This is a genomic window from Terribacillus halophilus (assembly GCF_900162685.1).
In the GTDB taxonomy this organism is placed as follows: domain Bacteria; phylum Bacillota; class Bacilli; order Bacillales; family Amphibacillaceae; genus Terribacillus; species Terribacillus halophilus_A.
On sequence record NZ_LT727828.1, the window covers coordinates 812101 to 836551 of the forward strand.

Consider the following 24451-nt stretch of genomic DNA (forward strand, 5'->3'; position numbering starts at 1 on the left):
AATGAAAATTCTTGTGACTGGATTTACTGGTCAACTAGGTTACGATGTTGTTCGTGTGGGTAAGAGTCGCGGATATCAAATGCTCGGCTTAGGTTCAAGAGATCTAGATATTACTATTAAATCAGATGTTGAGCGTGTTTTATCTAATTATAAGCCTGACGCAATTATTCATTGTGCTGCTTATACGGCAGTTGATAAAGCCGAAGAGGACAAAGAGGCATGTTGGAACGTTAATGTTAATGGCACGCAGTATCTTGCAAATGTTGCAGAGAAATTAAGTGCAAAGTTTCTTTTAATAAGCACAGACTATGTATTTAATGGCAAAGGCCAAGAGCCATTTAGGGAGGAAGACTTGCCTTCTCCAGTTGGGTACTATGGCTATACAAAATTAGAAGCCGAAAAGATAATTCAAGAGAACTTGTCTAAGTGGTTTATTTGTAGAATATCTTGGGTTTTTGGAATCAATGGGAATAATTTTATTAAGTCAATGCTTAAACTAGCTGATAATAGAAGTGAGCTAAATATTGTTGATGATCAAATAGGATCACCAACTTATACATATGACCTCTCAAAATTAATATTAGATATGATAGAAACCGATAAATATGGTATATATCATGCATCTAATGAAGGCTATTGTAGCTGGGCTGATTTCGCTGAAGAGATATTTAAACTTGCTGATAAGAAAATGGAAATCAAGCGGATTAATTCTGAAGAGTATCCTACCGCAGCTGTTCGGCCAAAAAATTCCAGAATGTCTAAAGATAAACTAGTGCTTAATGGTTTTAACAGACTGCCAGATTGGAAGTCTGCATTGAATCACTATCTGGAGGCAATGAGAAAAGAGGAGACGAAGGTATGAAGAAAATACTAGTTACTGGTGGGGCAGGATTTATTGGTGGGAACTTTGTTAAATACATGGTGAATAAGTACCCGAAGTATCATGTATTTAATTTAGATACACTAACATATGCTGGTGATTTGACTAAGCACAGCGATATAGAGGAGAGAGAGAATTATTCTTTCATAAAAGCAGACATTGCAGATAGGGAAGTCATTAGTGAAATATTCAACAATGAGAAATTCGATTATGTAATCCATTTTGCAGCAGAAAGTCATGTGGATCGTTCAATAAAAGAACCAGAGATTTTTATAAAAACAAATGTTTTGGGAACACAGGTATTACTTGATGCAGCTAAATCTATAAACGTGAAGAAATTTGTGCATGTCTCAACTGATGAAGTATATGGAGAATTGGATTTCGATCCGGATACTTTCTTTACTGAAAATACGCCACTTCAACCTAATAGTCCTTATAGCGCTAGTAAAGCATCTTCAGATATGATTGTACGTGCATATTATGAAACGTATAATATGCCCATAAATATTACTAGATGCTCTAATAATTATGGCCCGTATCATTTTCCAGAAAAACTTATTCCTTTAACTATTTCAAGAGTACTTAATGATGAAAAGGTACCTGTATATGGAGATGGGAAGAACATACGTGATTGGTTACATGTTGAGGATCATTGTTCTGCAATAGACCTAGTACTACATGAGGGAGAATTAGGTGAAGTTTATAATGTAGGCGGCCATAATGAAAGAACAAATCTAGAAGTTGTTAAAACGATTATAAACGCACTATCAAAATCTAATGATTTGATTGAATTCGTTGAGGATCGTTTAGGTCATGATAAACGCTACGCTATAGATCCAACAAAACTTGAAAAACTGGGTTGGCAACCAACATATAATTTTGAGACTGGAATTGAACAAACTGTTAATTGGTATCTCAATAATGAAAATTGGTGGAACAATATAATTCAAGGTAAATATAGAGAATATTTTGCTAAACAATATCAATTTTAAGTCAATTGTTATTAGCAGTAGATAGTGACTATCTACTGCTATGTTAACCTAACTTCTTACATAGTGAGTGATAACCATGAAAAGAAAAGTTAAAAATATCAACCCCTTTTTTATGTTGTTTTCTTTAACTCTTATAGTAATCGTATTCTACAACTTCAACCTTTCTAGATTTTATCCAGCGTTAAGTTTAAGTATGTTCATATTCTTAGGTGGCTTACTTATAACTTTATTAATATACAGTTTAGTTTACAGCATTATCTTTAAATCAAAAATGGAAATAGAACCAATTAGAATAAATAAAGGGAATCTTAAAAAAAGTATGATATTTCTGATTGTGGGATATATTATGGAGTTTATCTATTCAAGACAAATCCCACTATTGAATACATTCTTAGATCTCGGAACAAATTATAAAGAGTTTGGAATACCTACTTTTCATGTTTTCCTAGTTACATTTAATGTTTTCATTTCAAATTTTATAATTTTAACTGGTCAATTGACCCAATCAAAAAATAGAAAAAGATTATTTAATAAAAGCACCTTGTTATATATAATATCTTTGTTACCTTTTATACTTATTGTAAGTAGAGGATTATTAGTTATTACTATTACTATATCTTTCTTTATTTTATTATCATTCATAAAGATTGATTTCAAGAAGTGTTTGTGGGGAAGCATAACAATAATAATTGCAGGTTTTTTATTTGGTTTGATGGGTAATGCTAGACTTAACTCTGATTATAACTATGAAACTACTGTGATGGACAGTAAATTGATTTTAATGATTGGTGGAGCTAATGGGGAAATGTGGAACAATGATTTCACTAATCTTTACTTTTGGACATATCTGTACGCAACATCACCTATAGCGAATCTACAAAATGCTATTGATTTAGTGAAACCTGGAGATTCATTTGGAGACTTTTTTATTACGCAGTTAACACCAGATTTTGTGTCAGATAGACTTGTAAACTTGTATAATATTGATCCATCTTTAGCAAATTCTGCATTAATAACACCAGAGTTAACTGTGGGAACACAATATATAGGTAGTTATGTTTATTATGGCTGGGTAGGAGTTATAATAACTGCTGCAATATTAATTCTTTCCTTGTTAGCAGTACTCATACTTCTGAGACAAAGCAACCCTTTTATGTTCATAATTGGTAATGCGGTTATTTGTACAATATTAATATTAAGCTTATTCGAAAATATGTTCATGTTTGCGGGTTTGTTTTTGCCTCTTGTATACTGTCTTATGTTTACCTTTGTATTTAAAAAAATTCTACTTTTATGATTGTTAATAAAGGAAACAAGGGGATAACCATGAACTTTTTAAAGAATAAGCTTTTCAAAAATATCATGTCGTTAATTGTACTACAAGGCAGTAATTATATCTTTCCATTATTAACATTCCCATTCTTAGTACAAAATTTATCAGAAGGGGGATATGGTGTAATTGTATTTGCAATTGCATTAATGCAATTTTGTTGTGTATTTGTGGATTATGGTTATAATATCACTGCTACGAAGGATATATCTATTCATAAAAACAACTTTAGTAAGATAAATGAAATTTATAATAACGTGATGAGTACTAAAATTGCTCTTAGTTTGTTAGTAATATCTATATTGTTAGTTATATTTAATCTATTTTCTAATTTTAAAGATTATAAAGTAGTTTTTATCATAAGTCTCTTAATCTTAATAGGTAACCTTCTATTTCCTATTTGGCTATTCCAGGGGCTAGAAGAAATGAAGTATATAACTTATTTTAATATCCTAATTAAATTAGTGGTAACAGGGCTAATATTTATATTCATTAGAGAAGAAAATGATATTTATTTAGCAATCCTTTTCCAATCTTTTTCATACTTGTTACCGGGAGTAGTAGCATTATTTTTTGTCCATCTAAAGATGAAATTTAAACTAAAGATTAACTTTAGCTGGAGTTCTATTAGAAGAGAAATAAACAGAGGAAAACACATATTCTTAACTAATTTATGGATAAATTTCTATAGTCAAGGTCCTTTAATTATCTTAGGTTTTTTCGCTACGGCAACAGCTACAGGATACTTTGGAATAGGACAAAAATTGATGGGCGCATTTTATGGTCTTTCTTTACCGTTTAGTCAGGCCATATACCCTTATCTATGTAATTTGTTCGAAAATAATAAAGTTGCGTTTAGAAAAAAACTGAAAAGTATAGTATTTTTATTTTTAATCTTATCGTTATTATCAGCTGGACTACTTTTCTTTGGCGCTGATTTTATAACAAAATTTGTTACCGATGAAAGCAACCCCAAAATTATAATTCTAGTCAAAATCTTTTCAGTAATAGTCTTCTTGGCAATGATGAATACAATTTTTGCAAGAATTTCATATTCTATGAATATGAAATCAAGAGTTAATAGAGGATATTCTATAGCTGCTGTAACATTCTTAATTTCTACTATAATAATGACGAATTTTCTGGTAGAGGTGGGAATGGCTTTGTCACTATTAGTGGCTGAATTAACAGTACTATTTAATAATATATATAATATAAGGTCCTCTTTAAAATTCCAGGATTTAAAACAACAAAATGAAAGAACAAGGATCTCAATATAATTATCTAGCCTTGTAGGCATAAATTTAGCTCATTGAGATAAGTTTGTGAACAACGGTTTCAAAATCCCCAATAATAACAGATAATTATTTCTATACTAGATAAAGATATGGAGTGTAGAAATGATAATCAAGATTGGGGAGTTTTTAATGATTAGAGAACTATTTCAAAAGCGGGGATCAATCACAGCTATCTCAAAGAGACTGGATTTGACCCTTCTGGTAAACAAGCTCAAATCATTAGGGTCACATTGGCAAATTCAACCGTTGATGATGAAATAAAGTTATGCTTTGGTTATTTTATTAAGTTATTCGAGCCTTAAATATGTTGAGTTTACAGACAGTATGCATCTAGAAACGTTAATGAAGTGCCAAATGAACGCTTTTGCTTATTTCAATGGAGTAACTGATGATTATATATGTCAACATGAAATCTGATTTCCTCAGGCATAATCCAGTGGAAATTAGATTAAACCGGAAGTTCAAAGAGTTTTCAGCTTACTATGGAATTGTTCCAAAGGCATGTAAACCACACCGACTACAATCGAAGGGGAAGATAGAAAATGTGGTTGGAAATTTAAATAAGAACTTTTTGCAGCGCACATCAACCTACCTTGGCATTAAATGAAGATGTAAGAGTGTGGGTAGGTCAGATAGCGTCACCTAAGGTTCATCAGACAACGCTTGAATCACTTTATACTAGTTTCCAACATGAACAAAAGCATTTAATGAAATCAAATACGAAACCATTATTCCCTATCCACTAATGGAAATTAGGAAGGTGAGTAAGAATTGTTTTGGTCCTACCATGGCAAGAGGTATTCCGCACCTTTTCGGTACGTTGGACAAGAGTTAAAAATAAAAGAAAACGTTAGACTATTAAATTTATGATCGGCAAGGTACGAGATTATACAAAACTAGAACATTATAAAGGACTGCAAACGACTACTGATGGTTTGCCGATCCCAACTGTTTACAGTCCCTTGATATTGAAGTAGAACAATGTTCCCTTCAAATTTATGAACAACTAGCAGGAGGCTATCACTCATAACCACAAACCTTTAATTGAACTCTTAAAAGAAATCGGTTGGTATAACACCGCCGATCAAATAGATGGTCTGCTTGAAATCGCATCTAAAATAAACCATATTTGGACTTCTTAATCACTCTATTATTACAAGAAATCGAACAGAAGGAAAAGGCAGCGTTAGATAAATGTCTAAAGAAAGAGAAGCTTCCCTATGTTAAGAGCATTCATGACTTCGACTCTAGTTCTCAACTTAGTATAGATGAACGAAGAGTTAAAGAAGTGCTAACGGGTAGATACATCCATAATGGAGATAATATCCTACTCCTTGGTCCACCCGGGGTAGGAAAGACACATATAGCCATTTCCATGTCTTTTGAGGCTATCACAAATTTGACACCAAGTACTTTTTCTTACAGCCAATGATTTTATAACTGAATCCCAAAAGGCAGACAAACAGTGATAAATCCAACGGAATATAAAAACAATATAGCGTCCGGAATTATTAATTATTGATGAATTAGGTTACTTTACCTTTGATGAACTAAACGCAACACACTTTTCAAAATCATATCAAGAAGGTACGAACACGGCGCAACAATTATTCAAAGGGGAAAGACTTTAATGATGAAGTTTTAGCAACGGCTATTCTGGATCTTCTAATCCCTCATTCCACGACCTTTAATATTTAGAGGAGACTCTAATCGTCTGTGGGAAAAGAAAAAGGCTGGCATTCAGCCAGGCAAAATTCGTAGATAATTGGGAATTTGATTCGTTGAAATCAGGGAATTTTAAAACGTTGTTAACAAAACTATAAAAAGCTGAAATTTATTGGAATGGATACTATTTACATTATGAATAAAACTATATTCTGCCAACACATTTCATGCTATTATCTTTAATAGGTATTTCTAAGAAAGGCGGATCAACGTGACCTTACAACGTCAGACGCGCAAGAAGAAAAAAGTGCGCAAATTTAGAGTGTTTATGGTTGTATTTCTCGTCGCTTTTATAGCAATCGGAAGCTATGCGGCATTTCAATATTTTAATGCTGCAAATGCAGATAACAATTTAAGTGATGACGTGGAATTCAATGGTTCAGATGAAAACGTTGATAACGTCAATGTGCTTGTACTTGGAAGTGATTCTCGTGGAGAAGATAGCGCTCGTTCTGATACCATTATGATTGCTAATTATAGCTCTGATACAAAACAGCCGAAGCTCATCTCAATCATGCGAGACACCTATGTGAATATTCCTGGTTATGGATATAACAAGATCAATGCTGCTTATTCCCTAGGTGGACCAGAGCTGATGCGAAAAACAGTTACAGAAAACTTTGGTATAGATATTAGCTATTACGCTGAAATAGACTTTAAAGGCTTTGAGAAACTAGTCGATGCTGTAGCACCAGATGGGATTGAAGTGACGGTAACCCCTGAGATGACAACCGACCAGAAAGCTTTAGGTGTACAGTTAACAGAAGGTACGCAAAAGCTGCAAGGTAAGGAGATTTTAGCGTATAGTCGTTTTCGTCATGATGCAAATGGTGACTATGGACGAGTGCAGCGCCAGCAGGAAGTGTTAACGAAGCTAAAAGAGGAAGTAGCGAGTGTTACAACGCTTTCTAAGCTGCCGAAGCTGATTGGTATAGCAAATGGTTATGTGAGCACGAATGTAAGGAATGGCTTGCTGCTATCGATGGGGACAGACGTACTGCGCGGTAAAACAGAAGATATGCAAACGATGCGTATTCCAGTGGATGGCAGCTATCATGATGCCCGTTATGATGTCGGTGCTGTGCTGGAGTTTAATGTTGGCGGCTTGGAACAAAACGCCCAAGAAGCCCAGACTTTCCTGAATCAATAAGTGAGTAAAAAGTAATAGAAACCTCTTCTTTTTTGAAAGATTTAACAAAAAGAAGAGGTTTTTATGATATAATCAGATTTCCAGTGGTAACAGAATAAGGGGGATATGGTTTTGGGCAGGAAAGAGAAGCGTAAGAAGAAACGGACTTGGCTGAAAGTGCTATTAAGTATAGTTGCAATTTTAGTAATTGCCGTAGTAGCTACAGGTTTCTATGCTACCAATAAAGCAAAAACAACGGTTAATACAATGCAGAAAAATACAGATACGATTGATAAAAAACAATCAACAACGAAAGTAAAAGAAAAAGAGAAAATAAATATCTTGCTGCTTGGTGTCGATCAGCGTGATGGTGATGCAGGTCGTTCGGACGCCTTAATGGTCATGTCACTTGATCCGGCAAATGATGCGATGAAAATTATAAGTATCCCACGTGATACACGTACAGAAATTGTCGGCCACGGTACAACAGATAAAATCAACCATGCGTATGCATTCGGCGGTATTGATATGTCAGTTGCTACGGTAGAGAACTTCTTGGATATGGAAGTGGATTATTTCGCTGAAATGAACATGGAGGGCTTGTCTGATTTCGTTGATGCTGTTGGCGGCATTACAGTTAATAACCAGCTTGACTGGATTGATGAAGGTTATTACCAAAAAGGCTATCACTATGCGCAAGGTGAAATTCAGTTAGATGGACCAAAAGCAATGGGCTATGTTCGTATGCGCCACTTAGATCCAGATGGCGACTTCGGTCGTAATGCTCGTCAGCGTCAGGTTATTCAAGCTGTTATCGATAAAGGTGCAAGCATCAAATCAGTTAACAAAGTTGATAATATCTTGGGTGCGCTAGGTAATAACGTGAAAACAAACATGGATTTCTCAACCATGACAGATTTGTTTAAGAACTATCGTAATGTTCGTCAAAATGCGGAGAATTACCAGATGCAAGGTACTGGTACAAAAATTGATGGCGTTTATTATTATGAGATTCCGCAGAATGAACAAGATAAAGTGCATGATATGATTTCCTAATTACAAATAGAGCTCCTGGCAATTTGCCAGGAGCTCTATTTGTTTTAGTTATTCACTGTATGCATATGCTTCGATTCCCCAAGCACTGCCTCAGCAATATTCACAGCATGGTCTCCAATACGTTCTAGGTTACTGATCATATCGATAAAGATAATACCGGATTGGCCGCTGCAGGAGCCTTCTGTGAGGCGCTGGATGTGTTGCTTGCGGAGTTTGCGTTCCATTGCGTCAATTTTATGTTCTTGCTGGATAACGAGTTTTGCTTGCTCTTTATCACTGTTTTGCAGGGAGAGCATGGCATCTCTTACGGTGTCTGTTGTAAGCAGGAACATCTCCGTTAAATCTTCCATTGCAGAGCTAGAGATTTTCACTTTGTTTGACTGCTGGTACTCGACAAGTTCTATCATGTTTTCGAAGTGATCCCCGATACGTTCGATATCGCTCACAGCGTCAAGCAGGGCACCATGTTCCGCTGATTCCTGTACAGACAGCGACTCAGCGGAGATTTGTACGAGATAGTCTACAATCTTACGGTCAAAGTTGTTAATCGCTTGTTCGAGCTGATACGCGTTGTCAGCATGTTTGACTGACTTGGTTTGCAAGTATTGATTGGTTGCTTCCAAACCTTGGACAGCGACATCACCCATGCGGATGACTTCTTGTTTCGCATTTCCTAATGCTACGGATGGTGATTGCTGAATCATAACCGGATCTAATGTGTTGGCGTTTAATTCAGCTAGTTTGTCTTTTCCAGGGATTAGTTTGGTAACCACCCAAGCAAGTACTGCAACAAATGGCAGCTGAATGAGTGTGTTTGTAATATTAAACGTTCCGTGTGCAAATGCGATGGTCATGCTTTCATTTAAATCCCATGTTGATTGCATCCACTGAACGACAGCCGTATAGGGAAGAAGTAAAATCAAGAAAATTGCTGCCCCAATAACGTTGAACAACACATGTGTGAAAGCAGCTCTTCTCGCTGCAATGGATGCACCAATAGAGGCTAGAACAGCGGTAATCGTTGTTCCTAAGTTATCTCCAAAAAGAATCGGCAATGCTGCCTGCAAGTCAACAAGTCCTTCTGAGTAAAGTCCCTGCAGAATTCCGATCGTTGCACTAGAGCTTTGTACGACAAGAGTGAACAATGTACCTGCTAATGTTGCTAAGATTGGGTTATCGCTCATTTGTAAGGTGAAATCATGAAAAGCATCTAAGCTGCGGAGTGGTTTCATTGCTCCGCTCATTAGCTCTAGTCCGTAAAATAAAGCACCAAAGCCAAAGAAGATTTGTCCTAAGTTGTTGATTTTCTTATTTTTAAAGAAGAATAGCAAGAAGGCCCCAACTGCTAGGATTGGCAGTGCATAAGCGCCAACGTCAAGACCAATAATGAAGGCTGTAACGGTTGTACCAATATTGGCACCCATAATAACGCCAATTGCTTGGCGAAGTGTCATAAATCCGGCACTAACCAAACTAACAGTAATAACGGTAGTACCTGAGCTGCTTTGAATCAATACAGTAACAAGAATACCAGCAAGTACGCCCATAATTGGGTTAGTCGTTAATTTATCCAAAATGTCACGTAATTTGTCTCCTGCTGACCTTTGCAGTCCGTCTCCCATTGATTTTATCCCAAATAGGAATATACCCAATCCCCCGATAAACGAGAAGATCAGTTCTTGTACGTTAATTTCCACTATCGTCACCCCTAAGGTTTATAATCTGTCGCAAACACGCCTATTATGTCTAATTGTGAAAGTTATGTAAAGGTAATTTTGATAGTATTTACAAAAGCTTTACAAAAGTAGGGCTTTCTATAAGAAAGTGACCAATTAATAGGAAAAGATTGGAGAAATACAAGAAAAAAGAGCTGTCCTTTTGTGGCAGCTCTTTCCAATCAAAGCAGATTTTTGTATCCGTTAAATACGATATAAATCGTTCCAATCATCATTACAGCGAGTAAAAATAGCATAGTATAGAAAAAGGCTTTTTTTCCTTTAGACGGCATCCTGATGCTCCTTTTGCATAGATAGAATAATCTTATCTTACCACGCTTGTCTTACATAATTCCATCATTACTCCTCATACTAACGAAACGAGGAGGGAACGGTTTGAAAAAGCATCCAGGTAATAAAGGACAAGGTAAAACATCTAATTCAGGCAATATGAAATGGTGGCAGCTATCATTGATTGGGATTGGCTGTACCATCGGAACGGGATACTTTCTTGGTTCAGTAATTGGTATTCATTTGACGGGGTCATCGATTGTTATTTCGTTTGCATTGGCAGCTGCCGGTACGCTTATTGTCTTTCTATCCCTAGCAAAAATGACAGCTAGCGATCCGCAGGAAGGCTCCTTTTGTTATTACGCGGGCAAAGCCTTTGGCGGATGGGCAGCCTTAAGCTGCGGCTGGAGCTATTGGTGCTCCAATATCCTCATTATGGGCAGCCAGCTGACGGCGATTTCCCTTCTGAGTAAGTTCTGGTTTGAAAATGTCCCATTGTGGGTGTTTTCCGCTATTTACGCTGCGCTGGCTATCGTTGTTGTCCTTGCTGGTGCAAAAGGCTTTAATAAAATGGAGAATGTGTTTGCAGTCGTAAAGACAGCTGCAATCACGATGTTTATTATTTTGGCGCTGCTTGTCCTATTCGGCGGTATTTCAACAGAATCAACGTATAAACCGTTTCAGGAATCGTTTCTTCATGATGGATTCAAAGGCTTATGGGCTTCCTTAATCTACGCGTTTTATGCGTTTGGGGGGATCGAGGTTATCGGACTGATGGCGATGCAGCTGAAGAAAAAAGAAGAAGCAGCCAAGGCAGGAACTGTCATGCTGATAGGTCTTGCAATTGTATATATTATTTCCCTGCTCCTGGCGTGCAGTTTGGTAGGCACACATGGTTTTCATACGAATGAAAGTCCGTTTGTTACGGCACTGGAAAAAACGCCGCTCGAATTTTTCCCGCATGTGTTTAATGCTGCGGTTATTATTGCGGGATTCTCTACACTTTGTGCAGCTCTATTCGCTGTTACCAATTTATTAGTGACGTTAGCGAAAGACAAAGACGCACCACAACTCTTTGCAAAGAAATTGAAGTTTAAAGACTTGCCCCTGGCGAGTATGCTGCTCGCTGCTGTCGGGCTTCTTGCCAGTATTATTACCGCTTTACTATTGCCCGGGAAAATATATGAGTACATTACCACAGCAGCTGGTTTGCTGCTGCTGTATAACTGGCTGTTCATCCTAGCGTCTGCCTGGAAGAATGAAAAGTATAAAATAGGCAACAAAGTGTTGTCAGTTATCGGAGCTCTTTTGCTGCTTGCTGGTATTAGCGGAACGGCTGTTGAAGCAGAAGTGCGACCCGGCTTATATGCAAGCGGCGGAGCTATCGTTTTGATTTTAATTATTGGTATTTGGGTGAAACGCAAGAAATCACAAAACGCTAAGCACGCCTAAATAGCCAAAATAAGCTCCAAAGCCAAGTAATGACAAACCGGATACGAGCGTAATCCCTCGTAGCAGTTTATCACTTAGGAATCGGCGTAAACTGCTGGAAAGCAAAGCGATGATATTATCCCAAAGAAATACACCGACGAAGATGCTGATCGTATACAATAATAAATGGTTTCCTTCGCCTTGCTCGACGATCTTGGCCAATACAGAGCCGTATACCCCGACCCAGAACATAATGCTGATTGGATTGACGAGTGCAAGCAAGAATCCATAGCGAAGCCCTTGAAGCGGTGCGACAGTTGTCATGCTGGCACGTGTCAATGTTCGGGTCTTCAGCACACTTTCCACACCTAAATAAAGGAAGACAAAGCTTCCGAAGAAATAGAGGAAGGACTGCACAACGGGGATCATAATAACATGATAAAACCCCAGATACACAAGCAGCATATAAAGGATATCTGCCAGCATTGCCCCAACGCCGACAGACAGACTTTGGAGAAAACCACCTCGAATGCCTTTTTCCATTTGAGCGGCGTTAACTGGACCGACTGGTGCCGAAAGACTGATTCCTAACAAGATATAATTAAAGATACTTCCCATGCTTGGCCTCCTTTTGGCTGACTAATACAGCCTATTCAGCGACCAAGAAGGCTAGTCCAAATTTTTGTTTTACAAAATATTAATATGCCCTCTTAAACACGCCTTTCTTAATGGAAAACGCGTGTTTTCTTTTTGTTTCGCTTTCAGGCGACAAATATTGCAGTTAAGAAACTGTAAAAACACCCTGTTTTTGCTTCATGATGTCGAAACTGGTAAATCCGCCCTTTTATTGCAAAAAAATCGATTATAAGACAGAATAGCTGTGGATGAACAAAAAGTCCTAAATTAAGGAAAAGGAGGAGCGTCATTCATAAGCTGTTTTACCCAATGAAAATATAAGGAGTGGATGAAATAATGGATATTCGTAGTAAAGACTTTGATGTAATTCTGGAACAGTACAAAAACATGATTCACTACCACATCCACCGAATGCGAGTTCGTGATCCGCATGATGAGTTTCTGTCAGAAGGTATTATGGCTTTATTCCTCGCCTGTAAAGGATATGATGAGACGAAAGGCAGCTTTGATTCTTATGTAAGCAGAATGATCCGCTATCGATTGATCGACTACCTCAGAAAAATCATCCGCGAACAAGAAAAGACAGACCTCATTATCAATGAAGCCCACACACAAGCAGCTATTCAGCAAGAACTGGATTTTCTGGAGAAAGAGGAATTTTGGCAAAACGTTAAACGTACATTAACTGATAAGCAGTATAAATATGTGTACTGGCGCATCAAAAACAAGCTACCAATAAAAGAGATTGCTCGTATCGAGAATACGACAGTCGATGCAGTAAAGAATTGGGGACGTGAAGTGAATCGCAAACTCAAGGAGCAGCCGTTTATATTGGAATATAAGAATAATAAATAATAAGTAAAGGGTGCATCTGTTGCACCCTTTACTTAATGTTAAAATTGTAAATTTAATGAAAAAATCTCGTGAATTATGACCGCAAACTGGATAATTTATAGTAAACTATTAACATTATCATTTCGAATAATTAGCTGTAAAATATAGCTTAGTAGAAGTGTTTATTCACTTTGGAAATAAGAAAGGATCGTATAAATGAAGAAAATTGCAATTGTTGGAACAGGATATGTAGGTTTAGTTACAGGAGTGGCGCTATCAGATATCGGTCATGATGTGACATGTGTAGATATCGATGAGACGAAGGTAGCTAAAATGAACCAGGGTAAATCTCCTATTTATGAGCCTGGCCTATCGGAACTCATGACGAAAAATATCGAAAAAGGCAATCTTCATTTTACAACTGACCACAGCATCGCTTTCCAAAATGCAGCTGCGATTTATATTGCGGTAGGCACGCCAGAACGAGCAGACGGTTCTGCAAATCTTGACTTCGTACAGCAAGTAGCAAGAGATATTGCTGCCAATGTATCGAATCAAGGAGCAGTTGTTGTTACGAAGAGTACAGTGCCTGTTGGAACAAATAAACTTGTGAAACATTGGATTACCGAAGCACTTGACCGTGATATAACCATCGAAGTCGTTTCAAATCCAGAATTCCTTCGCGAAGGTTCTGCTGTCTATGATACATATAATGGAGACCGTATCGTAATTGGAGCGGAATCAGAAGAAGCAGCTGAATTGATTGAAGCAATTAATAAACCATTTGGTGTACCAGTTTTCCGTACTGATATCGAGAGTGCGGAGATGATCAAATATGCGTCCAATGCTTTCTTGGCAGCGAAGATCAGCTTTATTAATGAAATTGGTACCATTTGCGGCAAGCTCGGGGCGAATATTGAAGACGTTGCGGCAGGAATGGGCATGGACAAACGGATTGGCGATAAGTTCCTAAATGCCGGAATTGGTTACGGCGGTTCTTGTTTCCCGAAAGATACAAAAGCACTTATCCAGATTGCCGGCGGCGTGAATCACAAATTTGATTTACTTGAGTCTGTGATCAATGTAAACAACAAGCAGCAGCAGCTTCCGCTTGATATCGCACACATGGTCGTACGTGGCGGTTTGGAAGGCAAGAAAGTGGCGATGCTCGGTTTAGCATTTAAACCGAACACAGATGATATGCGCGAATCAGCGAGTATCGTTCTGGCACACAAATTGGCAGACCTTGGTGCAAACATTACGGCATTTGATCCGATCGCCATGGACAATGCAAAACGTCTGCTCCCAGAATCTGTTCATTATGTAGCATCAACAGAAGAAGCACTGCAAGATGCAGATGTAGCTTTCATCGTAACAGAGTGGGATGAATTTAAAGATCTTCCGCTAACAGTTTTCGAACAAAAAATGAAGCAGCCGATCGTCATTGACGGCCGTAACTGCTACCCGCTCAGCTATGTAGAAACAGCAAATATTGATTATTATTCCATTGGACGTCCGTCTGTCATTCGGGCAGGTAAATCCAATCAGCCAGCTAACTAATTTGTAGAGACTGGGGCATAACTGTTTAAGCTATATAAAATCCAAACAATACTGCAATTAACAGCAGCGTTGTTTGGATTTTTTGCATGGGAAACTTAGATGAGAGCATCGCTTCGGAAATACACTCCGCTTTCCTGCGGGCGGCTGGTGAGTCTCCTCGTGCTAACGCACTGCGGGGCCTCACCTAGGCCTTTTTCCCGCGGGAGTCTCCGTGTATTTCCTACGCTGATTTGTGTTATGGGAAACCTTCACTCATGTAGGGTAGAATACGTCGACTCCTCGAAAAAGATAGCGATTTTCTTGTCGGTGTCTTACTTCAAAATTTGGCCAACGGCAACAGCAAGAGTTGGAGAGACAGCAGCCGTCGGAGGACTGCATTAAAAAAGTAGGCATGTATGAATCGTTTGCTTTTAGGATGAATTAAATTTTGTTTTGTTCCAAACTCTGTTTTATGTTTGCTCTCTGTATTGACGCGGTGTAAGTCCGGTATGTTTTTTGAATATCTTAGTGAAGTAGCTTTGGTCATGAAAATGCAGCAGTGTTCCGATGTGGAGTAATGGTTGATCTGTTAATCGGACGAGCAGCTTGGCTTCTTCAATTCGCAGCTGCTGGATATAAGTACGAATTGGCATGCCAACTTCTCGTTTGAAGCAGGATGATAAGTACGCCGCATTCATCTGCAGCATATCCGCAAGCTGCTGCAGGTTAAGCGCTTCGTAAATATTTTGATAAATATAGTGGGTACAATGGGCAATTTTGCGGGAATAAGCGCCTGCTTTCCGTTCACTTACTCTTGCCGCAAACGCACACATCGCTTCTATTTCCAGATTTCTAATAGAGGCACTCACTTTTTGGTCCTCGATTTGCTGAATATACATATCACTCATTGTAAAAGCGAGTTCGGACGGCAGTCCAGAATCAATGGCAGCCCTTGTTGCTAACGTGATCGCAGTGATAGCTAAATTCTTTCGGCTGCGCAATTCATTTTGTCGCGCCAGCTTTCCCTCTAATCCATCTGGAAAGTTTTCAAGCTGCTCTCGCACTAAATCCAGCCGGCCCGCTCGAATGCAGTCGAAGACTTTTTCCTCCATATAAGGATAATGGTGATACATCACATTCTGTCGGTTTTCTGCTGCTTGGACAAATGGCTGCTGGTCCGGTTGCGCATGTAACTTGCTGCGATCCAGTTCCTGTTGATACAACATGTAATACGCCACAGAGCCGATAGCCATTAATGTGTCACTTGTAACATCCTGACCTTTGGCTGTTGTGAGCTGCAAAGTGCCTGTTACTTCCCCATCTTGCAGAAGTGGGAGCAATAAAGCATAACCAGACTTCTCCTTAATCAAGCATGGATCAGAGAATATTTGTGTTTGCTCATAAGCAATATGTATCGGGTACGTTTCTTGAAGCAGCCGCATCACGGCGGCATAATCGTTTACCATTGGAATAACCTCCATGATAGAAAATGAAAAGTAACTACCAAAAAACAAAAGAAAATACCAGAAATGTAATCGGTATCATTATACCATGAAGATGCACAGTTTTTAACAGAACAGAGCTGGGAGGTGAGCTAGATGTACTTAGTCGTAGATATAGGCGGTACGTTAGTGAAGACTGCTTTAATGGACAGAGGCGGGAAAATCATCAAAAAAGACACCCGTCCTGCTTCCAGGGAAAATATCGAGGCATTTGACACTATTTTATATGCAGCCATAGATAGCTTTTACAGCGATGACATTCGCGGCATTGCAGTAAGTACGCCAGGGGCGGTCGATGTGGAGACCGGCATCATTTATAACGGCGGCTCTTTCCCGTTTCAGCATCGCGTGAACTTGCAGAAAAAGCTTGCTGACAAATACGGCGTCACCGTGGCGGTGGAGAATGATGGTCGCTGTGCGGCACTGGCGGAGTTATGGCTTGGCAGCATAAAAGGGAAACAGGATGCTGTTGTTCTTGTCTTAGGAAGCGGAGTAGGCGGCGGTATCATTTTGGATGGCAAGTTGCGTCATGGCAAAAACCTGTTAGCGGGAGAAATGAGTTATGTCATGCAAGCAGTGGAGTCCGAATCGAACAAAGCCGACTTTTTTGGAGCAAGCGGTTCTGCTGTACAGATGATTCATGCAATCAATAAGCAAAAAGAATGGTCAGACATCTCGGATGGGAAAAAGGCATTTGCGTTTATTCTGGCAGGTGATGAAGATGCGAATACGGTATTTGATACGTTTTGTTTCCATATTGCTGCACAGATTATCAATTTGCAGTACATACTTGATCCAGAAGTCATTAGCATCGGCGGCGGTATTAGTGCGCAGCCCATTGTCACAGAACGTATCCAGCAGGCTGTAGAAGAGCTGAAGAAAGTTAATCCGATGCATGTAGCAAAACCCCATATTGTCTGTTGTCATTACCAAAGCGATGCCAATTTATATGGGGCACTTTACCACTACTTACTACAATACGAAAAAACGGGAGGAAACGAAACATGGCAGAAATGAAGAAAGTATTTCCTGAGAAATTCTTATGGGGCGGCGCCGTAGCGGCCAACCAGCTGGAAGGGGCTTATCAAGATTACGGCAAAGGTTTGTCTACTGCCGATGTTTCACCAAACGGTATCATGTACCCGCCATCTGAAGATCCTGGTGAACTGAATCTCTATCATAAAGGAATCGATTTTTATCATCGCTATAAAGAAGATTTGGCTTTATTCGCCGAACTCGGTTTCAAATGCTTTCGTACATCAATCGCATGGACACGTATCTTCCCGAATGGCGATGATGCGGAACCAAATGAAGCAGGCTTACAGTTTTATGATAATTTGTTTGATGAAATGCTCAAACATGGCATCGAGCCAGTAGTTACAATCTCGCACTATGAAATGCCGCTGCATCTCGTAAAGCAGTACGGTGGCTGGCGCGATCGGAAAGTTATTGGTTTTTATGAGAAGTTCGCGCGCACGGTGCTGGAACGTTACAAAGGCAAAGTAAAGTATTGGATGACATTTAATGAAATCAATGTCGTCTTGCACGCACCGTTTACTGGCGGCGGCTTACAGTTTGAAGAAGGCGAAAACAAGCTGAACGTCATGTACCAAGCCGCGCATCACCAATTTGTTGCTAGCGCACTAGCGGTAAAAGCATCTCATGAAATCAATCCAGAAGCACAAATTGGCTGTATGATTGCAACAATGACAACTTACCCGCTAACGCCAAATCCGGATGATGTGTTTGCAGCATTAGAGCAGGACCGCAAGACGTTGCAGTTTTCGGATGTGCAAGTGCGTGGCTTCTACCCAGGATATATGAAGCGCTACTTTAAAGAGCATGATATCAATTTCCACATTGCAAAAGGCGATGAGGAATTGATGAAGGAGCATACCGTTGATTATATTGGCTTTAGTTATTATATGACGTTTATTGCTACAACAGATGAAGCGAAGCTAAAAGAAGCAGCCGAAGGGAACTTGATGACTGGTATTAGAAATCCTTATTTGAAAGCTTCCGACTGGGGTTGGCAGATTGATCCAAAAGGGTTGCGCACGACGCTGAATGTGCTGTATGACCGTTATCAGAAGCCATTATTCATTGTCGAAAACGGCCTAGGTGCTTTTGATGAAGTAGAAGATGATGGCAGTATTCAGGATGATTATCGTATCGATTACTTGCGGGCACATATTGAACAAATGCGCGAAGCCGTGGCAGATGGTGTCGATTTAATTGGTTATACCACTTGGGGACCAATTGACCTAGTCAGTGCCTCTAAGGCAGAGCTCAGTAAGCGTTATGGTTTTATCTATGTGGATCGAGATAATGATGGAAGTGGCACGCTGGAAAGAAAGAAAAAGAAGAGTTTTGATTGGTATCAGCGTGTTATTAAGACGAATGGACAAGATTTATCATAAAAATTACACCTTGCTGCTTTAGCGGTAAGGTGTTTTTTGATTTTACTGGAAGTGTATCCAATATACTATTAATATTTGTCATTATAGATACAAAAGTGCTAGATTGTACCACAAAATTCTACAATTTTTGCTATACTTAAGGTAACTATGATGAAGAAGGTTGATGGCGATGAGGGAACGAAAACTTACTTTGAATCAATTGGCACATACAGGCACTATCGGACGGATGGAAATTGAGCGTATTAAGCCTGGCAGTGTATGGGCCAATCTCGAAACTTGTAAGCTGACAACAGTGACGGCTCCTTCCGGATATGGGAAGACCACAATCTTAAGAGAATGGGCGGGTAAAACCAGTCTGGAAGTCGGTTGGATCAGTTTAGGAGAAGAAGATATTCAGCGTGTCGCCTTTTGGAAGAAAGTAATTGTACATATGCCGGGTTTGCCGGAACAGGAACGGATTAATCTGCTGGATATTCTCCAGAGCACTTCTTTTTCGCCAACCCATTTTATTGCTACGCTTTGTGCATGTCTTCGAACATATCAATTGAGCGGTGCGTTAGTCATTGATGACTTTCATATGATGGCGGATTCGCCAGAGCTGGGTGAATTGATAACCTTTATTGAAGAGATGCCAGATACATACCATATCATTGTTTCGGGACAGTCTTTTGCAGGTGTATCACTCAAGCGACTGCTGCGTCATCAGCAAGTGCTGCAGATTACCAAGCAAGATCTTATTTTCTCAGCAGAAGAATTGCAGCAGTATATTGTAACGTATCTTCATCGAGAGCCATCTGAAGAGGCAATAGCGAACATCATGCAGCAGACAAAAGGCTGGCCTGCAGGGTTGCAGTTAGTTCACATGTATGAGCATCTTCGTGAAGACTACGCTGATTTACAATTTTCCAATGTGACGGTTGCACGTCAGCTTATTCAGGAAATCGTCTATAGTTTATCGGAAAATGAGCAGCGTTATTTGCTGTGTTCGGCCGTTCTGAACACGATGCATATTCGATTATGTGACCATCTTGCCGGGACACGGCGCGGGCGAGTCATCATTAGACGGTTGAAAACACAAGGTCTTCTCGTTGAGGAAGAAGGAGAATCGGGATGGTTTACCTTAAATAGACATCTTCGCAGCTATTTAAGAGAAATGCTTGATATGCAAGAGAAAATCGACGTCAAGGAACTGTATAAACGGGCAAGTGACTGGTATGAAACGCAGGAGACAGTCGTCATGGCTATTCATTATGCCGCAAAAGCTGGTGATCAGGAACGAATGAAACGGCTAATTATCAAAGCCGCGCCTGCTCTCCTGCAAGAAGGGCGTGTAGCACAGCTGCAAGAATGGCTGAGCATGCTGCCCCGCAAATATATATATCAGCCGGATCTTGGTACCATTTACGGATGGGTCGTCTGCTTCCGCTTTCAGCCGGAGCTTGCCGAGCGGCAAGCACATATGATGGAGGAGCAGCTGCTCCGTCGCGAACTGCAGCTGACCGAAGCGGAAGAAAAGCGATATTTTACCGATGTGTATACGCTGAAGACATTTATTTCGATATTACAGGATGATGTGAAAAGTACACTTAACAATGCCAATAAGGCACTTGTGTACAGCCCCATTACGAGCAGATATTTTTCTCATTCATTTGATTACAATCGTCACGACGCGACGATTTTACATTCCACAATTGGCGGTGGCGGTGATTTGCGTTCTGTTCATCGTTTATATGAATGCTTAGCGCCAAAGATAACCAAAGAATCTGTGTTCAGTGGTTACTATCACATCTGCTTAGCAGAGATTGCTTATGAATGGGGCATGTCTGGGAAAGCAAAACGCCACTTAGATGTAGCACTCATGATTGCAGATTTGTTCGGCCTTCCAGGTTTGCTCGTTCCTGTCTATCTACTAAAGGCTCGCCTGGAGGTTGAGCAACAAGGAAATGCACAAGCTGCGAAAGCAACGCTGCATGCATTGAAAGATATGCTAACAACAAGCAATGCGCCATCCGATTGGTTTAAAAAAGCAGAAGCCGCTCGCGTCCATATAGCTATCCAGCAAAACGATACAGATCGCATAAGGAATTGGCTCTCACTATTTGTACTTCAGGAACTGCCAATCCAGCAAAAGAGCTTATATGAATACATTACACTCGTTCATGCTTATGCAGCATTGGATGAAAGGCAAACTGCGCTCCGTTATATCAAGAAATTAATACCCTTCGTCAAATTCGGAGGGCGGATAAGTGCGGAGATTGACCTTCTTGTTACACAGGCCGTGTTGTTGTATACGGAAGATACAGAAGCAGCCTTTGCATCACTCAAACAAGCTTTACGACTTAGTGCAGATTCGAAATACCTGCGTACGTACTGGCTAGGCGGGGAAACAGCCCGAACCATGTTCGAAGAGCTGAGCCGAAGAGAAGAAGTGCCAAAAAAGCAAATAAAATATATCGAACAACTTCTTTCCTATTGGACGGAAGGCACGCAAGATGAACAATTGCAGAGCAAGCTGACAAAACGAGAATTGCAGCTTGTTTATCAGTTGCAGTTAGGCAAACGCAATAATGAGATAGCGCAAGAGTTGGCATTATCACTTGGTACAGTGAAAGTTTACTTCCATCGTATTTATGAGAAACTCGGCGTTAAAAATCGCAAACAAGCAAAGGAAATTGCAGCAGGCTTAGATTATTCCGAGATACTGTAAAGTTGCGCATATCTTTTGCAGAATATGCTGATTAGAGGAAGTTTTTGTAGTAGAATGGAAGAAATGGTAATGTCGGAAGGAGGCAGCGCTGTGCTGCAAGCTGTGCATCATATTGCAATTATTTGTTCGGATTATGCAGAATCCAAACGATTTTATACAGAGATATTAGGGTTAGAGAGTATAAGAGAAGTCTATCGAAAAGAAAGAGATTCTTATAAATTGGATTTAGCACTAGGAGATGCATATGTGATTGAGTTATTCTCCTTCCCGAATCCGCCTGTCCGTCCAAGCTATCCGGAAGCTGCCGGTCTTAGGCATCTAGCTTTTACCGTTCATGATGTCGAGCAAGAAGCGGCACGTTTAGAAGCAATGGGTGTAAAAACAGAGCCGGTACGCATTGATCCTTTCACGGAGAGAGCTTTTACTTTTTTCCAGGATCCAGATGGACTGCCGATAGAATTGTATGAAGAGGGAGGAGAAGCGAAGTGAAGAAAGAAACACTGTTAATCGGTACGTTTATTCTCTTTCTTGCTGTTGCTGTCTCCGCTTTCTTTTATATACAAAACAAATCTGTTACAAGCAGCTCCTTAAAAGCGAATGAACAGAAAGAGCAGACGCTTGCGGCGAAAGCGAAACTATCAGCAACACCAAAAGAAGTGAAGGTCGAACATATCGAAGGAGAATTTGCCCTTCAAAAAGAAATGATTGCAGTAGAAGAAGAACTTGAATCGCTTGAAGAAGAGGCTGACACCGAAGAAGTTTTGACAACGGAAGAGGTGGCCGAGACAGAAGAAGCAGCAGAAACAGAAGACGATACATACAGCTCTGATTCTGAATATGAAACGCCAGCATACTATTACACAGCTCCGGCGAGCAGTTCCTCTGGCAGCAGCTCCTCCAGCTATAACGGTGGCCGTTCATCGAATTATAGCGGAGGCAGCACGAGTGGCGGGTCTTCAAGCAGCGGATCTTCATCCAGCAGTAAGGATGAAGCGGATGAGTCCGAAGAGAAGCCAAAGCAAAAAAATCCTGAACGGGAAGAAAAACCAGTAAAGACACCTAAAGCCGATTCGAAGCCTGAAGAACCAGTGAAGGAAGAGAAACCGGTGAAGGAAGAGGAGCCCGAACCTGAGGTAGAACCAGAACCTGAGGAACCGGAATCTGAACCAAATCAAGATAAAGAGGAAGAAAAAGAGGAAATTAAGGCAGTAGGGTAATGCCCGCCAGTCGCACAAGTACAAATGTGCGGCTTTTCTTTTAGGCAAAATGTTACGTTGCACTTACTTTGGGTAATATGGAGACAAAGGCTGAAGATGTGAGGGGATGTAGAATGAAAACCAAGTATTATGCCATTATTGATATTGGTTCAAATACCATGCGACTTGTAGTGTATGTGCGAGATAAAAGCGGTCGTATTAAAGAAAGAGAAAATGTAAAGGTTGTCGCACGTCTGCGCAACTATCTTGGTACAGATGGTGTACTGGACGAGAACGGAATCAAGACGCTAATCAAAACACTGCAGAGTTTCCAAGAAGTGACGCGTTTTTATGAATTGGAGACGACAACATGTGTAGCGACAGCGACCGTGCGTCACGCGAAGAACCAGCAAGAAATCTTAGATTTGGTAGAGCAAAAGACGGATTTCCGTATCAAGGTGCTGTCTGATTATGAAGAAGCGTATCTTGGCTATTTGGCAGTAACGAACAGTACGCCATTTCGCGATGGAATCACAATTGACATCGGTGGCGGCAGTACGGAAGTAACGTATTTTGAAAGTAAAGAATTGCGCTTCTATTATAGTTTTCCATTCGGTGCTTTATCATTAAAACGGCAGTTTGTAGCTGGAGAAAAACCGACAGAAGAAGAACTGAAGCAAATTCATACCTATGTTTGTGAGCAGCTTCGAACTTTGGAATGGTTGGAAGACAAACAGCAGCCGATTATTGCTATCGGAGGCAGCGCGCGTAATGTCGTCCAAATACACCAAGAAGAAGTCGGCTATCCGTTAGCAGGCTTGCATCAATATAAGATGACGAAGCAGGATATCGAGAAAATAGAAGATGAGATTACGCCGCTCAGTTTTGCTGAGTTGCAGAAAGTCGACGGACTGTCCAAAGATCGGGCGGATATTATTTTGCCAGCGATGCAAGTATTCCGCTGCCTGCTTGATTACGTCGGCACAAGTGATTTTGTACTAAGCCGAAAAGGGCTTCGTGATGGACTGCTGTTTGAAGTACTGCATCGTCGAGAAGAGATGACGCTGTTTACCGACGTTCTCGATCGCAGTTTTGATGAGCTGGCGAAGGATTTTGAAATTGATGTCAACAAGGCAAAAAATCGGCAGGAAACAGCACTGCAGCTGGCGAAGCTTGTAGAGAAGCAAGGATTGGTAACTTTAACGGACCATGATATCTTTTTAGTGAGATATGCAGCGTATGTGTACAACATTGGCGCGTACATTGATACAGAATCGGGCAATCAGCATTCGTTTTATTTATTGGCCAATCGTACAATTGATGGCCTGCTGCATAAAGATCGAATTATTTTAGCACTGCTTGCATCCTTCAAAAATAAATCCTTCTACAACCGAAATGCAGAAGTGTTCCAAACTTGGTTCCAAGAGGAGGAGCTTGCGCATTACCGGTTGCTTGGAGCCGTAATTAAGTTAGCCAGCAGTCTGCATGCGACAAAGCGCAATATTATATCAGCTATTGATATGCAGCAAGAAGGCGAGGAGCTTGTTCTGACAGTTACATGTAAAGAAGATTGGCGTGCAGAAAGCTACCAGGTGGAAAAACAAAAGAAACACCTCGAAAAGCAGCTGCGCCGTAATATCCAGCTCGCATTTCAGGAGGACGCAACTTCCTATATAAGTTAATCTTTACACAAATTTTACATTTGTTTTGACTGCTGAAAGAGGCGCAGCTGTTATAATAAATGGGAAGAATATTGTCGAAAAGTGGTGC

The 24451-nt window shown here is 40.1% G+C and carries 19 protein-coding genes; 16 read left to right on the plus strand and 3 right to left on the minus strand.

Annotated elements, in window-relative coordinates:
- The first annotated feature begins 1 nt into the window (after position 1).
- The 7 genes from rfbD (at position 2) to B1K52_RS08675 (ending at position 8410) form a co-directional block, all read left to right on the plus strand.
- Positions 2–862, plus strand: a complete 861-nt coding sequence (rfbD, locus tag B1K52_RS08640; RefSeq protein WP_077307315.1) for a dTDP-4-dehydrorhamnose reductase — start codon at positions 2–4, stop codon at positions 860–862.
- Complete coding sequence (rfbB, locus tag B1K52_RS08645) at positions 859–1872, plus strand: dTDP-glucose 4,6-dehydratase (RefSeq protein WP_077307317.1); 1014 nt, start codon at positions 859–861, stop codon at positions 1870–1872. Before rfbD ends, rfbB begins: the two co-directional genes overlap by 4 nt.
- A gap of 76 nt (positions 1873–1948) precedes the next feature.
- Positions 1949–3169, plus strand: coding sequence for an O-antigen polymerase (locus B1K52_RS08650; RefSeq protein ID WP_077307319.1), 1221 nt, complete (start codon positions 1949–1951; stop codon positions 3167–3169).
- Between the two features lie 29 nt (positions 3170–3198).
- Positions 3199–4482: an oligosaccharide flippase family protein gene (locus B1K52_RS08655; protein ID WP_179106509.1), complete on the plus strand. Its 1284-nt coding sequence runs from the start codon at positions 3199–3201 to the stop codon at positions 4480–4482.
- A gap of 1147 nt (positions 4483–5629) precedes the next feature.
- Entirely contained in the window at positions 5630–5932 is a 303-nt protein-coding gene (locus B1K52_RS18250; RefSeq protein WP_256855876.1) for an ATP-binding protein, read from the plus strand.
- Positions 5933–6436: 504 nt separating this feature from the next.
- Positions 6437–7375, plus strand: a complete 939-nt coding sequence (locus B1K52_RS08670; RefSeq protein WP_256855877.1) for an LCP family protein — start codon at positions 6437–6439, stop codon at positions 7373–7375.
- 111 nt (positions 7376–7486) lie between these two features.
- Positions 7487–8410, plus strand: coding sequence for an LCP family glycopolymer transferase (locus B1K52_RS08675; protein WP_373022347.1), 924 nt, complete (start codon positions 7487–7489; stop codon positions 8408–8410).
- Between the two features lie 44 nt (positions 8411–8454).
- On the opposite strand, the gene B1K52_RS08680 is transcribed toward B1K52_RS08675, so the two are convergent.
- Entirely contained in the window at positions 8455–10107 is a 1653-nt protein-coding gene (locus tag B1K52_RS08680) for a Na/Pi cotransporter family protein (RefSeq protein ID WP_179106510.1), read from the minus strand.
- A gap of 468 nt (positions 10108–10575) precedes the next feature.
- Between B1K52_RS08680 and B1K52_RS08685 the strand changes: the two genes are divergently transcribed.
- The gene (locus B1K52_RS08685; RefSeq protein ID WP_077310548.1) at positions 10576–11868 is read left to right on the plus strand and encodes an amino acid permease; all 1293 of its coding nucleotides are present in this window, start codon (positions 10576–10578) and stop codon (positions 11866–11868) included.
- On the opposite strand, the gene B1K52_RS08690 is transcribed toward B1K52_RS08685, so the two are convergent.
- Positions 11845–12465 (minus strand): LysE family translocator, encoded by a 621-nt coding sequence (locus tag B1K52_RS08690; protein WP_077307328.1) that lies wholly within the window; start codon positions 12463–12465, stop codon positions 11845–11847. The genes B1K52_RS08685 and B1K52_RS08690 overlap by 24 nt on opposite strands.
- A gap of 354 nt (positions 12466–12819) precedes the next feature.
- Between B1K52_RS08690 and B1K52_RS08695 the strand changes: the two genes are divergently transcribed.
- On the plus strand, positions 12820–13338 hold the full coding sequence (locus tag B1K52_RS08695) for an RNA polymerase sigma factor (protein ID WP_077307330.1): 519 nt from the start codon (positions 12820–12822) through the stop codon (positions 13336–13338).
- 195 nt (positions 13339–13533) lie between these two features.
- Entirely contained in the window at positions 13534–14877 is a 1344-nt protein-coding gene (locus B1K52_RS08700) for a UDP-glucose dehydrogenase family protein (RefSeq protein WP_077307332.1), read from the plus strand.
- A gap of 449 nt (positions 14878–15326) precedes the next feature.
- Here the strand turns inward: B1K52_RS08700 and B1K52_RS08705 are convergent, their stop codons facing one another.
- The gene (locus B1K52_RS08705; protein WP_179106511.1) at positions 15327–16322 is read right to left on the minus strand and encodes a helix-turn-helix domain-containing protein; all 996 of its coding nucleotides are present in this window, start codon (positions 16320–16322) and stop codon (positions 15327–15329) included.
- A gap of 132 nt (positions 16323–16454) precedes the next feature.
- Between B1K52_RS08705 and B1K52_RS08710 the strand changes: the two genes are divergently transcribed.
- The 6 genes from B1K52_RS08710 to ppx all read left to right on the plus strand — a co-directional run bounded on the left by B1K52_RS08710 (position 16455) and on the right by ppx (position 24363).
- On the plus strand, positions 16455–17375 hold the full coding sequence (locus tag B1K52_RS08710) for an ROK family protein (protein WP_077307336.1): 921 nt from the start codon (positions 16455–16457) through the stop codon (positions 17373–17375).
- Positions 17363–18778 carry an aryl-phospho-beta-d-glucosidase gene (locus B1K52_RS08715; protein WP_077307338.1) on the plus strand — a complete coding sequence of 472 codons (1416 nt, stop codon included), beginning with the start codon at positions 17363–17365 and terminating at the stop codon, positions 18776–18778. The genes B1K52_RS08710 and B1K52_RS08715 overlap by 13 nt, the downstream gene beginning before the upstream one ends.
- A gap of 169 nt (positions 18779–18947) precedes the next feature.
- Positions 18948–21485 carry a LuxR C-terminal-related transcriptional regulator gene (locus tag B1K52_RS08720; protein ID WP_179106512.1) on the plus strand — a complete coding sequence of 846 codons (2538 nt, stop codon included), beginning with the start codon at positions 18948–18950 and terminating at the stop codon, positions 21483–21485.
- A gap of 63 nt (positions 21486–21548) precedes the next feature.
- Positions 21549–21974 carry an SMU1112c/YaeR family gloxylase I-like metalloprotein gene (gene gloA2 / locus B1K52_RS08725; protein WP_444851940.1) on the plus strand — a complete coding sequence of 142 codons (426 nt, stop codon included), beginning with the start codon at positions 21549–21551 and terminating at the stop codon, positions 21972–21974.
- The gene (locus B1K52_RS08730; RefSeq protein ID WP_077307342.1) at positions 21971–22702 is read left to right on the plus strand and encodes a hypothetical protein; all 732 of its coding nucleotides are present in this window, start codon (positions 21971–21973) and stop codon (positions 22700–22702) included. The genes gloA2 and B1K52_RS08730 overlap by 4 nt, the downstream gene beginning before the upstream one ends.
- 113 nt (positions 22703–22815) lie before the next feature.
- Positions 22816–24363, plus strand: a complete 1548-nt coding sequence (gene ppx, locus B1K52_RS08735; RefSeq protein ID WP_077307344.1) for an exopolyphosphatase — start codon at positions 22816–22818, stop codon at positions 24361–24363.
- Positions 24364–24451: the final 88 nt, after the last annotated feature.

What these genes read in the sequence shown, in the direction of transcription:
- rfbB (WP_077307317.1), top strand. Translation starts at nt 859, where the DNA reads ATGAAGAAAATACTAGTTACTGGTGGGGCAGGATTTATTGGTGGGAAC.
- B1K52_RS08705 (WP_179106511.1), bottom strand. Translation starts at nt 16,322, where the DNA reads ATGGTAAACGATTATGCCGCCGTGATGCGGCTGCTTCAAGAAACGTAC.
- B1K52_RS08690 (WP_077307328.1), bottom strand. Translation starts at nt 12,465, where the DNA reads ATGGGAAGTATCTTTAATTATATCTTGTTAGGAATCAGTCTTTCGGCA.
- B1K52_RS08720 (WP_179106512.1), top strand. Translation starts at nt 18,948, where the DNA reads ATGAGGGAACGAAAACTTACTTTGAATCAATTGGCACATACAGGCACT.
- B1K52_RS08710 (WP_077307336.1), top strand. Translation starts at nt 16,455, where the DNA reads ATGTACTTAGTCGTAGATATAGGCGGTACGTTAGTGAAGACTGCTTTA.
- rfbD (WP_077307315.1), top strand. Translation starts at nt 2, where the DNA reads ATGAAAATTCTTGTGACTGGATTTACTGGTCAACTAGGTTACGATGTT.
- B1K52_RS08695 (WP_077307330.1), top strand. Translation starts at nt 12,820, where the DNA reads ATGGATATTCGTAGTAAAGACTTTGATGTAATTCTGGAACAGTACAAA.
- ppx (WP_077307344.1), top strand. Translation starts at nt 22,816, where the DNA reads ATGAAAACCAAGTATTATGCCATTATTGATATTGGTTCAAATACCATG.
- B1K52_RS08685 (WP_077310548.1), top strand. Translation starts at nt 10,576, where the DNA reads ATGAAATGGTGGCAGCTATCATTGATTGGGATTGGCTGTACCATCGGA.
- B1K52_RS08650 (WP_077307319.1), top strand. Translation starts at nt 1,949, where the DNA reads ATGAAAAGAAAAGTTAAAAATATCAACCCCTTTTTTATGTTGTTTTCT.
- B1K52_RS08655 (WP_179106509.1), top strand. Translation starts at nt 3,199, where the DNA reads ATGAACTTTTTAAAGAATAAGCTTTTCAAAAATATCATGTCGTTAATT.
- gloA2 (WP_444851940.1), top strand. Translation starts at nt 21,549, where the DNA reads ATGGTAATGTCGGAAGGAGGCAGCGCTGTGCTGCAAGCTGTGCATCAT.
- B1K52_RS08700 (WP_077307332.1), top strand. Translation starts at nt 13,534, where the DNA reads ATGAAGAAAATTGCAATTGTTGGAACAGGATATGTAGGTTTAGTTACA.
- B1K52_RS08715 (WP_077307338.1), top strand. Translation starts at nt 17,363, where the DNA reads ATGGCAGAAATGAAGAAAGTATTTCCTGAGAAATTCTTATGGGGCGGC.